This window comes from Chromohalobacter sarecensis, assembly GCF_023061135.1.
GTDB classification, from domain to species: Bacteria; Pseudomonadota; Gammaproteobacteria; order Pseudomonadales; family Halomonadaceae; genus Chromohalobacter; species Chromohalobacter sarecensis.
In genome coordinates, this window is the sequence record NZ_JAKGAN010000002.1 from 190,414 (window position 1) to 203,239 (window position 12,826).

The 12,826-nt window shown below is 60.5% G+C and carries 15 protein-coding genes; 10 read left to right on the plus strand and 5 right to left on the minus strand.

Annotation, left to right across the window (positions count from 1 at the left end):
• The first annotated feature begins 102 nt into the window (after positions 1–102).
• The 7 genes from L1071_RS03775 to L1071_RS03805 all read left to right on the plus strand — a co-directional run bounded on the left by L1071_RS03775 (position 103) and on the right by L1071_RS03805 (position 6,841).
• Entirely contained in the window at positions 103–570 is a 468-nt protein-coding gene (locus L1071_RS03775; protein WP_246896733.1) for an SUF system Fe-S cluster assembly regulator, read from the plus strand.
• Between the two features lie 67 nt (positions 571–637).
• On the plus strand, positions 638–2,080 hold the full coding sequence (gene sufB / locus L1071_RS03780) for a Fe-S cluster assembly protein SufB (protein WP_246968902.1): 1,443 nt from the start codon (positions 638–640) through the stop codon (positions 2,078–2,080).
• An 89-nt stretch (positions 2,081–2,169) separates the two neighbouring features.
• Entirely contained in the window at positions 2,170–2,922 is a 753-nt protein-coding gene (gene sufC / locus L1071_RS03785; RefSeq protein ID WP_246896731.1) for a Fe-S cluster assembly ATPase SufC, read from the plus strand.
• On the plus strand, positions 2,919–4,256 hold the full coding sequence (sufD, locus tag L1071_RS03790) for a Fe-S cluster assembly protein SufD (protein WP_246968905.1): 1,338 nt from the start codon (positions 2,919–2,921) through the stop codon (positions 4,254–4,256). The genes sufC and sufD overlap by 4 nt, the downstream gene beginning before the upstream one ends.
• Positions 4,257–4,260: 4 nt before the next feature.
• Positions 4,261–5,502, plus strand: coding sequence for a SufS family cysteine desulfurase (locus tag L1071_RS03795; protein ID WP_281504422.1), 1,242 nt, complete (start codon positions 4,261–4,263; stop codon positions 5,500–5,502).
• 10 nt (positions 5,503–5,512) lie between these two features.
• On the plus strand, positions 5,513–6,076 hold the full coding sequence (sufT, locus tag L1071_RS03800) for a putative Fe-S cluster assembly protein SufT (RefSeq protein WP_246968908.1): 564 nt from the start codon (positions 5,513–5,515) through the stop codon (positions 6,074–6,076).
• 72 nt (positions 6,077–6,148) lie between these two features.
• Positions 6,149–6,841 carry a SanA/YdcF family protein gene (locus tag L1071_RS03805; RefSeq protein ID WP_246968911.1) on the plus strand — a complete coding sequence of 231 codons (693 nt, stop codon included), beginning with the start codon at positions 6,149–6,151 and terminating at the stop codon, positions 6,839–6,841.
• A gap of 19 nt (positions 6,842–6,860) precedes the next feature.
• On the opposite strand, the gene L1071_RS03810 is transcribed toward L1071_RS03805, so the two are convergent.
• The 4 genes from L1071_RS03810 to L1071_RS03825 all read right to left on the minus strand — a co-directional run bounded on the left by L1071_RS03810 (position 6,861) and on the right by L1071_RS03825 (position 9,822).
• Positions 6,861–7,295 (minus strand): hypothetical protein, encoded by a 435-nt coding sequence (locus tag L1071_RS03810; RefSeq protein WP_246968913.1) that lies wholly within the window; start codon positions 7,293–7,295, stop codon positions 6,861–6,863.
• A gap of 109 nt (positions 7,296–7,404) precedes the next feature.
• Complete coding sequence (gene rimK, locus L1071_RS03815) at positions 7,405–8,313, minus strand: 30S ribosomal protein S6--L-glutamate ligase (protein WP_246968915.1); 909 nt, start codon at positions 8,311–8,313, stop codon at positions 7,405–7,407.
• A gap of 33 nt (positions 8,314–8,346) precedes the next feature.
• Complete coding sequence (locus L1071_RS03820; RefSeq protein WP_246968917.1) at positions 8,347–8,784, minus strand: ATP-dependent zinc protease family protein; 438 nt, start codon at positions 8,782–8,784, stop codon at positions 8,347–8,349.
• A gap of 3 nt (positions 8,785–8,787) precedes the next feature.
• Entirely contained in the window at positions 8,788–9,822 is a 1,035-nt protein-coding gene (locus L1071_RS03825) for a DUF3549 family protein (protein WP_246969799.1), read from the minus strand.
• A 256-nt stretch (positions 9,823–10,078) separates the two neighbouring features.
• Between L1071_RS03825 and L1071_RS03830 the strand changes: the two genes are divergently transcribed.
• Positions 10,079–10,405 carry a YqcC family protein gene (locus tag L1071_RS03830; protein WP_246968919.1) on the plus strand — a complete coding sequence of 109 codons (327 nt, stop codon included), beginning with the start codon at positions 10,079–10,081 and terminating at the stop codon, positions 10,403–10,405.
• A gap of 108 nt (positions 10,406–10,513) precedes the next feature.
• Here the strand turns inward: L1071_RS03830 and L1071_RS03835 are convergent, their stop codons facing one another.
• Entirely contained in the window at positions 10,514–11,065 is a 552-nt protein-coding gene (locus tag L1071_RS03835) for an OmpW/AlkL family protein (protein ID WP_246968921.1), read from the minus strand.
• Between the two features lie 315 nt (positions 11,066–11,380).
• On the opposite strand from L1071_RS03835, the gene L1071_RS03840 reads away from it, so the two are divergent.
• Together L1071_RS03840 and L1071_RS03845 are read left to right on the plus strand one after the other, a co-directional pair.
• Entirely contained in the window at positions 11,381–12,400 is a 1,020-nt protein-coding gene (locus L1071_RS03840) for a glycosyltransferase family 2 protein (RefSeq protein ID WP_246968923.1), read from the plus strand.
• On the plus strand, positions 12,397–12,783 hold the full coding sequence (locus L1071_RS03845; protein ID WP_246968926.1) for a GtrA family protein: 387 nt from the start codon (positions 12,397–12,399) through the stop codon (positions 12,781–12,783). The genes L1071_RS03840 and L1071_RS03845 overlap by 4 nt, the downstream gene beginning before the upstream one ends.
• The last annotated feature ends 43 nt before the right edge of the window (positions 12,784–12,826 follow it).

A 12,826-nucleotide genomic window follows, 5' to 3' on the forward strand; every position in this document is an offset into this window, starting at 1 on the left:
ACGCTAACATAGCGTTCGAAGCGGCGAACGCGTCGGCTCCCTTCACATCGAATCGATAGGGGACTAAAATGGTCCTCAATAGATGAATCGTGGAGTGAAGGCATGTTGAAGCTTTCCAGGCTAACCGACTACGCCGCCGTGGTGATGGCGCAGATCGCGCGTTATCCGGAGCAGGCACATGCCGCTACCGAACTGGCGGAAGCGGTTCAGTTGCCACACCCCACCGTCAGCAAGACGTTGAAGATGCTGGTGAGAGCCGGGCTGCTGGAATCGCGGCGCGGCTCGTTGGGCGGTTATCGGTTGGCGCGACCGGCGACCTTGATCACCGCTTCCGACATCATCGGCGCCATCGAAGGGCCGGTGGCGATGACCGAGTGCAGCCACGCCGATGGCGACTGCGACCTGGTCGCTACCTGCGGCGTCGCCGATAACTGGCAGCGTGTCTCGCTGGCGATTCGCACCTTGCTCGACAGCGTGACCCTGGCGCATCTCGCCCAGGAATCACCGCTGAAACTGCCCGTTCAATTGCCCATACAGAGCGTGACCCTGGCGAGTCGCGCCGAGATTTGACTACACGATACCGGGGCTGTGGCGATGGCCACGAGCCGAGAGCATACCGCTCGGGAGGAGAGACACCATGGCAAGTCAGGAAATGGAAGAACTTGTCAGTCGCGAATATACCCAAGGGTTCGTGACCGACATCGAAAGCGATACCGTGCCGCCGGGGCTGGATGAAAGCACCATCGCCTTCATCTCGAACAAGAAAGGCGAGCCCGAGTGGATGCTGGAATGGCGCCTGGAGGCTTATCGCCAATGGCTGACGATGACCACGCCTTCCTGGGCACATCTCGACTATCCGCCCATCGATTATCAGGCGATCTCTTACTACAGCGCACCAAAGAAGGACGAAGATCGCCCCCAGAGCCTGGATGAGGTCGATCCTAAGCTCCTGGAAACCTACGAGAAGCTGGGCATTCCGCTGCACGAGCGCGCGGCATTGGCCGGGGTTGCGGTGGATGCGGTGTTCGACTCCGTCTCCGTGACGACCACCTTCAAGGATAAGCTGGCGGAAGCCGGGGTTATCTTCTGCTCGATCTCCGAGGCGATTCGCGAGTATCCCGAACTGGTGCGTCAGTATCTGGGCAGCGTGGTGCCTCAGGGCGATAACTACTTCGCCGCGCTCAACTCGGCGGTGTTCACTGATGGCTCCTTCGTCTATGTGCCTGAAGGCGTCGAGTGCCCCATGGAGCTGTCCACCTATTTCCGCATCAACGCGGCGAATACCGGCCAGTTCGAACGCACGCTGATCGTCTGCGACAAGCGCGCCCAGGTCTCCTATCTGGAAGGCTGCACTGCGCCCCAGCGCGACGAGAACCAGCTACACGCGGCAGTGGTCGAGCTGGTGGCACTGGAAGATGCCAACATCAAGTACTCGACGGTGCAGAACTGGTATCCCGGTGACGAGAATGGCAAGGGCGGCATCTACAACTTCGTCACCAAGCGCGGCGATTGCCGAGGCGATCGCTCCAAGATCAGTTGGACGCAGGTCGAGACCGGGTCGGCGATCACCTGGAAGTATCCGTCCTGCATGCTGCGCGGCAAGGACAGTGTCGGCGAGTTCTATTCCGTGGCGGTAACCAACGGCCGCCAGCAGGCCGATACCGGCACCAAGATGATTCATATCGGCGAAGGGACGCGCTCGACCATTATCTCCAAGGGGATTGCCGCTGGACGCAGCGATCAGGCGTATCGTGGCCTGGTCAAGGTTGGTCCGCGCGCCAAGAATGCGCGCAACTTCACGCAGTGCGATTCACTGTTGATCGGTGATCGCTGCGGCGCGCATACCTTCCCGTATCAAGAAATCGGCAACAACTCGGCGACCGTGGAGCATGAGGCGACTACCTCGAAGATCGGCGAGGACCAGTTGTTCTATTGCAAGGCGCGCGGCATTTCCGAAGAAGACGCCGTCAACATGATCGTCAACGGCTTCTGCAAGGACGTCTTCCAGGAGCTGCCGATGGAGTTCGCGGTGGAAGCCGAAGCGCTTCTCAATGTGACGTTGGAAGGGGCAGTCGGGTAACGCGCCCGATATACCGTCAGACGCACAAACAAGGTCTCAACCCATGTATCGGAGTCGCCGGGCGACTCGAACGCAAGCAAGGTACCAAGATGCTCGAAGTCAAAGATCTGCATGTCACGGTAGAAGGTTCGGAAATCCTCAAGGGGCTGAACTTGACCGTCAATCCCGGCGAAGTTCATGCCTTGATGGGCCCCAACGGGGCGGGCAAGTCGACACTGTCGGCGGTGATCGCGGGTAAGGACGGTTACGAGGTGACCAGCGGCGAGGTGCTGTTCGAAGGCAAGAATCTGCTGGAAATGGAAATCGAAGAACGCGCGTTGGCCGGCATTCTACTGGGCTTCCAATACCCCGTGGAAATTCCGGGTGTCAAGAACATCTACCTGCTCAAGGCGGCGCTCAACGCGCAGCGTGTCGCGCGTGGTGAAGAGGAAATTCCGGCACCGGAATTCATGAAACTGGTCCGCGAGCAGTTGAGCTTCATGAAGATGGACGGCAGCTTCTTGCAGCGTGCGGTCAACGAGGGGTTCTCGGGCGGCGAGAAGAAACGCAACGAGATCCTGCAGATGCTGGTATTGCAGCCCAAGCTGGCGATGCTCGACGAGATCGACTCAGGGCTGGATATCGACGCCATGAAGGTGGTCGCCGAGGGCATCAATTCGCTGCGCAATGCCGATCGCGCGATTCTCATGGTGACGCACTATCAGCGTCTGCTCGAACATATCGTGCCGGATCGTGTTCATGTCCTGGTTGACGGTCGTATCGTCAAGTCCGGTGACAAGAACCTCGCCCACGAGCTTGAGGCTCGTGGGTATGAATGGGTGCTGGAGGAGTCCGCAGCATGAGTGCAGCACACGCTTTTCTACAGCGGCTCGGCGAGCGAGCCGATGACGAGCCGACCTGGGTGGCGGCACGCCGCCAGGCCGGGGCGGCACGCTTCGAAGCCTTGGGGTTTCCCACCAAGCGTGACGAGGCCTGGAAATATACTGACGTTCGGCGCATCGCCGAAGGCGAATTCACGCTGGCCGATGACGCCGAGCTCGACGAGGCACGTTTCGCGGCACTGGGTATGCCATTGGATGCGCACCGTCTGGTGTTTGTCGATGGCGTCTTCTCGGCGGCCTTGTCCGATCTGACGGATCTGCCTGACGGCGTTTCCATCGAGCCCTTGACCACGGCGATGCGTACCAACCACGAGGCGATCGGCGGTGCCATCGGGCGCTTGGCGGGCGTCGACTTCTCGCCGTTCACCGCGCTCAACGTGGCGCTTTCCGAAGAAGGTGCGGTCGTGCGCATCGGGCCGGGCGTCGTGGTCGACAAACCGATCTATGTGGTCTTCGCCTCGCGCGCCAATGAATCGGCGCGGATGAGTCATCCACGCGTGTTGGTGATGGCCGGCGCGCGTAGCCAGTCCACGGTGGTCGAGCATTACGCCGGCGAGGCGGGCGCAGCCAACTTCACCAACGTGGTCAGCGAGGTTATGCTCGAACGCGGCGCCATCGTCGATCACTACAAGCTGCAGGAAGCTTCGAGTGAGGACCTGCATGTGGCGAGCATCCATGTCGAGCAGGGCCGCGATTCGCGCTTTACGTCGTTCAACTTGAACCTGGGCGGCGCACTGGTGCGCACCGACTTGGTCACGGATCTCAACGCGCAAGGCGCGGAGACCAATTACAATGGCCTGTTCTTCGTCCAGGGCCGTCAGCACGTCGACAATCACACCCTGGTCAACCACAACGCGCCGAACACTTTCTCCAACGAGAACTACAAGGGCATTCTCAACGACCGTGCCCGCGGCGTTTTCAATGGCAAGGTGGTCGTCAAGCGCGATAGCCAGCAGATCGAGGCGTATCAGAATAACGCCAACCTGCTGTTGTCCGACCGCGCTGAGATCGATACCAAGCCGGAGCTGGAAATCTACGCCGACGACGTCAAGTGCTCGCACGGCGCGACGACCGGCCAGCTCGATGAGGACGCCGTTTTCGCATTGCGTACACGCGGCATCGACGAGCAAATGGCGCGCGGTCTCTTGACGTTGGCGTTCGCTGGCGAGGTGATGGATCAGGTGCGTCTGCCGGGCATTGCCGAGCGTGTCGAGCGTGCCGTGGCGGGGAAATTGCCCGAGCGCTTCAATCTTTCGGATCTGGTCGAGGTTTCCGACGCGCTTGAGGAGGCCTGAGCCCATGAATGCCATTGCCGAGACGATGCTGGATGTGGCGCGTGTGCGTAGTGATTTCCCGATCCTCGAACGGGAAGTTCACGGCAAGCCGTTGATCTATCTGGACAATGCGGCGACCAGTCAGACGCCGACGGCGGTCATCGATACGCTGGACGATTATTATCGGCGCTATAACGCCAACATCCATCGCGGGCTGCATACCCTGGCTGACGAGGCCACGGCGGCTTACGAGGGCACGCGCGAGAAAGTGCGTGCCTGGCTGGGGGCGGCGTCGCATCGCGAAATCGTCTTTACGCGCGGCACCACCGAGGCGATCAATCTGGTCGCCAATAGCTGGGGGCGGGCCAACCTGCGCCCGGGCGACGAGATCATCGTCTCGTTGATGGAGCACCATTCGAATATCGTGCCTTGGCAGATGCTGGCCGAGGCGCTGGATGTCACGCTCAAGGTGATTCCGGTCGATGAGCGCGGCGTGCTCGATCAAGCGGCTTACCGGGACATGCTGGGCGAGCGCACGCGTCTGGTGTGCGTCAATCACGTCTCGAATGCGCTGGGCACCGTCAATCCGGTGGCAGACATGGCGCGGGCGGCGCATGCTCATGGCGCGCTGATTCTGGTCGACGGTGCCCAGGCGGTGCCGCATCAGCGCGTCGATGTCCAGGCACTGGATGTCGACTTCTATGCGTTCTCGGGCCACAAGGCGTATGGCCCCACCGGTGTGGGCGCGCTCTATGGTCGTGAAGCCTTGCTCGAGGCGATGCCGCCTTGGCAGGGCGGTGGCGAGATGATCAGCCGGGTGTCCTTCGAGAAGGGCACGGTCTACAGCGAGATTCCGCACAAGTTCGAAGCTGGCACACCGGCTATTGCGGAAGTGATCGCCCTGGGGGCGGCACTCGACTGGATAGCGGATACCGGCATCGACCTGATGGCGGGGTGGGAGCATCACCTGCTCGAACGTGCCACCCACAAGCTGAAGGAAGTCGATGGCCTGCGCATGATCGGCACGGCGCCAGATAAGGTGAGCGTGTTGTCGTTCGTGGTCGACGGCGCGCATTCCCAAGATATCGGCCTGCTGATCGACCAGCTTGGCGTGGCGATCCGTACCGGGCATCATTGTGCCCAGCCGGTGCTTGCCAGCATGGGACTCGACGCGACTTGCCGCGCCTCTGTGGCGGCGTACAACACGCCGGAAGAGATCGATGCGTTCGTCGAGGCCTTACAGAAAGTCATCGCCATGGTGCGTTAACGGAGACGGCATGGATCAACTGCAAAGCCTCTACAGGGGGCAGGAAATGCCCTTGCAGCGCGATGTCGAGGCGATTTCGGTTCCCTTCGGCAAGAGCGTGACCTTGACCGAGGACAGTATCGTCTCGGTCATGCAGGCCAAGGGCGGAACGGTCAGTATCGGCTTCGAGGGACGCATGTTCCTGCTTGAGGGGCATGACCTCGATGCCCTGGGGCTCGAGGCCGTGTCGCGTGAGTCCCTGGCCGAGGGGGCCAGTGACGAGGAGCTCGAGGCCTTCATCTGGTCGCAACTGCGGACCTGCTTCGACCCGGAGATTCCGGTCAATATCGTCGACCTGGGCCTGGTCTATGGATGCCGTATCGAGCATCTGCTGAGTGGCGAGACCATGGTGACCATTCGCATGACATTGACGGCGCCGGGATGCGGCATGGGCGAGGTAATCGCCGAAGACGCTCGACGCAAACTCCAGGGTGCCGCGCAAGTGGCCAAGGTACATGTCGAGATCGTTTTCGACCCGCCCTGGAGCCGTGAGATGATGACGGAGGAGGCGAGGCTGGAACTGGGCATGTTCTAGGGCCCTGAGCCTTCGTTGCTCTCTTTCTCATGGTGGGGCGTGGACGACGCCCCTTATTCGTTGGAGACTTGCATGCCGCGTGAAAACGGTCGCCGGGGGCTTATCCGGTGGGGATGGCGACTGCTCAAGTGGTGTCTTGTCGGCGTGATCTTCATGTTCGTCGTGGTGGTAGCACTCAACATCTGGGTGTTCACCAAGACGGCTGGCCGTATTCATCACGATACGTTGATGTGCGCTTCCGAGCCGGTTGGGCTGGTCTTTGGGACCTCCGAGGGATTGCGTGGCGGCGGCCACAACCCTTATTTTGCCGCACGCATGGAAGCCTCGGCGCAATTGCTGCGCCTGGGGCGTGTCCAGCACCTTTTGCTGTCTGGCGACAATCGTACGCGCTACTACAATGAGCCGGTGTCGATGTGGCGCTCATTGCGTGCTCGTAACGTCGATAGTGACGATATGACCCTCGATTATGCCGGTTTCAGCACCTTCGACAGCGTGGTGCGGGCGCGTCGGGTCTTCGGGGCCGAACACGTGCTGATGATCTCGCAAGCATGGCACTTGCCGCGGGCCCTGTTCATTGCCGATGCTGTCGGTTTGAAAGCGCAAGGTTGCGCCGTGCCAGATGGTCGGATTGGAGGAGAGTGGCAGCTATGGCTACGTGAATGGCTGGCACGCGCAGCGACCGTCGGTGATATCTACCTATGGGGACGGGTGCCTTATTTTCTTGGGCCGCCCGAAACGCTGCCTATCCGCAATAAGGAGAAATAATGGCGCCGGCTATCGGGTGTCAGCGCTTGTGTTGCGCGTTGAGCTCGCGAATCAGCGCGCGGCAATTCTTCCAGCAGCGCTCCAGCGCCGGTTCCACGGCATCCGGAAGAGGGTGGGTGAAAGCCGTGCCCATGGCCTGCATCAACACGCGTTCCTGCTCGAGTAGCTCGCCTAGCAGTACCTGACTGTCGTTGCCTACGAAACTCTTGATGCGACTCCACAGCCAGAGGTAGTCGTCGCGCTCGACATCGGCATCGCGTGGCAGAATATGGAGATGTTCCTTGGCAAGTTTCTGCAGCTCGCGCATGGCCTTGCCGCGTTCTTCGTAGTGCGGCTTCAGACGATCGCGCAGCGCGGGGCGCAGGCGCTCGAAATTGTCCTGGAAATAATCGAGACTGTCGGCCAGCGCTTCCAGCACGCTGTCCATCGCCACTTGGCGATTATCGAGAAACATGGGCGGTCACCTCCTCCGGTGACGCAAATTGTGCGGGTGGAAACAGCGTTTTGCTACCCCGGCAGCAAGAAAATTTCCCACATGGCACGCCGCACGGCGGATGCCCCACTCAGCCCTTGGGTTTGGGAGGCGCCTTGCGTGGGGTAACGCCATTTTTCGCCATGTAGTCGATGATCTGTCCGGCGATATCCTTGCCCGTGGCGGTTTCGATGCCTTGCAGGCCCGGGGAGGAATTGACCTCCATGATCACGGGGCCGTGGTTGGAGCGGAGTAGGTCTACACCGGCGACGCGCAGCCCCATCGCTTTGGCGGCGCGGATGGCAGTGGAACGCTCTTCCGGGGTGATGCGGATCACGCTGGCGCTGCCGCCGCGGTGTAGATTGGAGCGGAACTCGCCCTCTGCGGCCTGACGCTTCATTGAGGCGATGACCTTGTCGCCGATCACGAAACAGCGAATGTCTGCCCCTCGCGCCTCCTTGATATATTCCTGCACCATGATGTTGGCCTTCATACCCATGAAGGCCTGGATCACGCTCTCGGCGGCCTGGTTGGTTTCGGCCAGCACCACACCGATACCTTGCGTGCCTTCCAACAGCTTGATGACCAGCGGCGCGCCCTTGACCATGGTAATCAGATCTGGAATGTCGTCAGGCGAATGCGCGAAGCCGGTGATCGGTAGCCCCAGCCCCTTGCGTGAGAGCAGTTGTAAAGAGCGCAGCTTGTCGCGTGAGCGCGTGATCGATACCGAGTCGTTGAGCACATAGGTGCTCATCATCTCGAATTGGCGCAACACGGCGCAGCCGTAGAAAGTCACGGAGGCGCCGATGCGCGGCACGATGGCGTCGAACGGCTCGATTTCCTCGCCTTTGTAGTGGATCGACGGTCGGTGTGAGGCAATGTTCATGTAGCAACGCAGCGTATCGACCACGCGGGCGGTGTGCCCGCGCGCTTCGGCAGCCTCGATCAGACGCCGCGTCGAGTACAGTTTGCGATTGCGTGAAAGAATGCCGATGTGCATGGTCGTCTCCACTCGATGGCGATGCCGGCGGGGTCAGGGCTCGCCGTGCAGAAAAGCCGCGCCGGGCGCGACCAGAAGGCGGCGCAACGCGCGCCGTCCAAGCAGCATGGGATGGCGCATGCTACGCCGGTCGGTCAAGGTCAGTTCGATGGGATAGTCGAGCCCGCCGAGCTGCATGTGCGTGCGGATGACATAGCGCCATTGCTCGAACCCGTTGGAACTCTTGACCTTGCGGCGGTCGTACAGCGGTAGTTCCAGCGAATGCGATGGGGCGTCGGGACCACCGCTGCGTGTAATGAAACGCACCCAAAGATGCCCTTGCCGCTCGAAGGTCTCGATATCTTCGGCGTGCAACGCCGAGGTGCGCGCTCCCGTATCGATTTTAGCGCACAGCGTCAGGTCCAGCTCCGGCAGAGTGACCATTTCGCGCCGGCCGATGACGGCCTTGGCTTGATAGGGCAGTGCTTTCATGCATCAACGATCCAGTTCGGCCAAGCGCAGGCCGATAGGTGAATCGGCACTCGCTTGGCGCAGCGTCATTAATACCGGTAGGCGCAAGCGTGGCACAAGCGCTAGGTCACGTACCAGTGCAGTGAAGTTCGCTTGCGGCGTTTCCGCTAGGCGTGTGAGAAACTGCGGCAAACGTTGCTCATCCTCGAGATGCATCCAGCCGCGCGCGGCCATGGCAGCGAGCACATCGGGCCCACAGGCCGCCGGATCAGCGAGTAGCGTATCGTACCAGACGCCAACGCGTGAATCGCGACTGCCGCCCAAGGCGCGAATAACCGCACACAAGGTTTCAAGGTCTCCCGCTCGCGCCGCTAGTTCGGCGCGTTCGCGAAGCGGTTTCACGCTTGCCGAGGCCACGTCCCGATGCTCCATACAGTAGCAAAGCGGTTGCAGGACCTCGACCGGCAGCGCGGAGATGCGCTCGGCCAGGTGCGCTTCTTCCACGCTGTCGAGACGAGCCACGAGATCGGCAATGCCCTGCAAGCCGAGCATTTGCCAGTTGACGCTGGTGTCGGCATCGATCAGGTAGGCGTGGGCCAGTGCATGGTGCTTGCTGGTCGGCTGTGCAAAGTCGCGGGCAGCTTGGGCATGCAATATGGCCTGTTGCGTGAGCTCGGGAGTAAAGACCAAAGGGTTGTCGCGCATCAAGTTGTCGATGTGCGGTGCGTCGTCCCGCCCGATGTTATCCACCGTGCGGCCGAGCGTCTCGATCAGGCGCTCGAGGAAGGCGTCACGCGGCCCGGGAACCAGCATGCCTTGCTCATCGAGGGGCAAGGCCAAGAACCAGATCAAGGGCTCGTTTGTGGCATCGCTGCCCAGACGGAACGCGCACGCCAGACGCGCCTGACCGTTCCAGGGTAAGGGCCAGGGCGCCGTTCCTGCTTCTAACTCGGTGAGTCTTGAGAATTCGAAAGGCGCGATGCGACGCCCCATGTCGAAAAGGCGTACGTCCGCACCGGTACGTTGGAAAAATTCACTGAGCGTGGTGATCGACTGCATGCTGCCTCCGGGATCGAGGCCGGCACTGTAGCGTTCAAGGATGGCGCTGACCAGCCCCAGGTTGGTCAAAAAATAAACGCTTGCGGCTAAGCGGCGTCATCCATGGCCAAACGAAGGTTGTCCCACGTTTATCCACAATCCCGTCCCAATGAACTGTGGGTAAACAGCGTCTTGGGGAGAAACTGTCTGTGAGGTGGTCAATCGCCTATGGTGAACGCGATAATGGGAGGATATTTAGCCCCTTTCAGGAGACGAGATGACGACTCATGACGCCTTGATGAAGGCATTGGAAAACTTGGTTGCGACATTACGCAGTGTCGATATGTGGCGAATGGAAGAGCCATCCGCAGCGGCTTTCGCCAGCCAGCAGCCATTTTGCGTCGACACCATGGCGATGCCGCAGTGGCTGCGCTATGTCTTCGTGGCGCGGCTCGAAGAGTTGGCCGAAGCCGAGTCGCCGTTACCGGCGTCCTGCGATGTCGCGCCCGCAGTGGATACCTGGCTGAAGGACGCCTCGCCCAGCGTACGTCGCGTGGTCACCGAAGCCGTGGCCGAGGTAGATCGGATCGTCACCGAGGCGTGATTGGCTATTGCCACATTGGGTGTTCTCAATACAGGAATCATAGACACAAAAAACCGGGCCTTGAAAGGCCCGGTCTTGGTGTGGTCTTGGCTATCGGTCGCCGAGCGCTTAGAAGCGCGCGGTAACACCGGCACCGACGGTCACCGGGTCGAGATCGATGTCGTTTCCGCCACTGATATCGGCGCTGGCATCGGTATACTGTGCGAAGGCGTTGAAGCCGAAGTTTTGGGTGACGTTTAGGTCGACGCCCAGTTGGCCAGTTGCGCCCCAGGAGTCATCGACGCTACCGACACCGCTCTCGTCAGAGAAGGTGGTGTAGTTGACACCGAGGCCAGCGTAGGGCTGGATTCGAGAGTCGATGCCGCCGAGCGGGTAGTATTGAGCCATCAGATTGACTGGGACCTGCTTGAAGGTGCCGCCCTCGGCGTGAACCTTGGTTTCAGTCATGGAACTCAATTCGACACCCATCTTGTCATGGAACATATAGCCCAAGCCTAGATAGGCGCCCGTGTCGTCGTCAGCGTAGCCGGTGTCAACGTCGGTTTTAGCAACGCCTAAATGGCCGTAGACGTCACCGGCATCGTTAGCAAGTGCAGCTTGGGTACCGAAAGCGCAGGTACCAGCCAGTACGAGAGCGGAAAAAATTTTGGTCTTGGTCATGGGACACTCCTTTAGGTTACAGCGCCGTATCGAACGGCGTTTCCGTATCAACGACTACAGTATAGGAAACAGTGTTTTTTAAGTCCAGAAGAATTTTCAAACACTGTTTTCTTCTCCTTGATGAGTACGATTCACCATGGTGGACGAGTTCGGCATCATGCGGGCGTCGAGTCATCGCCATGATCGAATTCGCCAAGAGGGTGAAAAACCTCTTAACTGCCAAGTAAGCCCATTGCGAAGGAATGCGTCGATGGAGTGGATCTGGCGACGTTGAGTCTATGGTTGTTCGTGGCGAACTAAAAAGCGGAGGAGAAGATGGAACTATCATCGTCGTCGGGCGAGGCGGGGCAAAGAGAAGGCCCCGGCGCTGGTTGGCTGTTGTCCATCGTGGTGCCGGTCATGAACGAAGAAGCCGCCATCTCGGGCTTTCTTCAAGCGGTCCGTGACGCCCTCGATGGCCATATTGCGCGCTGGGAAGTGCTCTTTATCGATGATGGGTCGCAGGACGCGACCCTGACCAGCTTGCGCCATGCGCATGCGCAAGATGGCCGCGTGCGCTATCTCTCGTTGACGCGTAACTTTGGCAAGGAAGCAGCGCTATCGGCGGGGCTCGCGCATGCCCGTGGCGATGCCATCGTGCCCATGGATGTCGATCTACAGGACCCACCAGAGGTGATCCTCGAGTTCGTGCGCCTGTGGCGCGAGGAAGGCTTCGACATGGTGTATGGCGTGCGCGGCACTCGTGACGAGGACACCCATACCAAGCGTGCCACAGCCGGCTTGTTCTATCGCTTCTTCAACCGTATGGCGGATACGCCGATTCCGCATAATGCAGGGGATTTTCGGCTCATGGATCGATGCGTGGTCGACGCCATCAACCGCCTGCCGGAACGCAGCCGGTTCATGAAAGGGCTGTTCTCCTGGCCGGGGTATCGCACCACCGGGGTTTATTACGCGCGCCCGTCCCGCGAGACAGGGCAGAGTAAATTCAATTATTGGAAGCTGTGGAACTTTGCGCTGGACGGCGTGGTGAGTTTTTCCACCTGGCCGCTGCGGATCTGGTCCTACTTCGGGGCGGTGATCGCCTTGATCGCTTTCTTGTACATCGTATTACTGGTGGGGCGCGTGGTGCTGTTCGGCAGTGACGTGCCCGGCTATGCTTCGCTGATGACGGCGATCCTGTTTTTCGGCGGCATGCAATTGTTGTCGATCGGCGTGCTGGGGGAATATGTAGGGCGCCTCTTCGTCGAGGCCAAGCATCGTCCGCTTTACTTGGTCGCCGAAGATAGCGAGATGCCACGCGCGTCGCGTCGACGAGGCGATAGCGAGCCATGAGTCGGCTCGCGGGGGAGGCCGGGACTGCTGCACGCTTCGGGCTCGTCGGGGGCATCGCCACGGGAGTACATTTGCTGGTGGCGGGCGCGCTGCTCGGCCTGTGGTCGGAAATGTCCGAATTCGCGGCGAATCTCGTGGCGTTTTTGGCGGCTTTTCAGGTGTCGTTGATCGGTCATCGGCGCGTTACCTTTCGCCGGCGTGGCCGGGCAAAGCGCTTCTTCCTGGTGGCGGCGTTGGGATTCGCTCTCAACAACGGGGTATTGGCGGCTCTTTTGGCCGTGACTCCGCTAAGCGGCTTTATTGCCGTAGCGATCGCGACATTGACGGTGCCGGTGCTCACCTACTTGGCATCACGCTTCTGGGCCTTTGGCGCACCGCCGTGACCGACCATCGAAAAAGGGCTCCCGCAGGAGCCCCTTCACTACT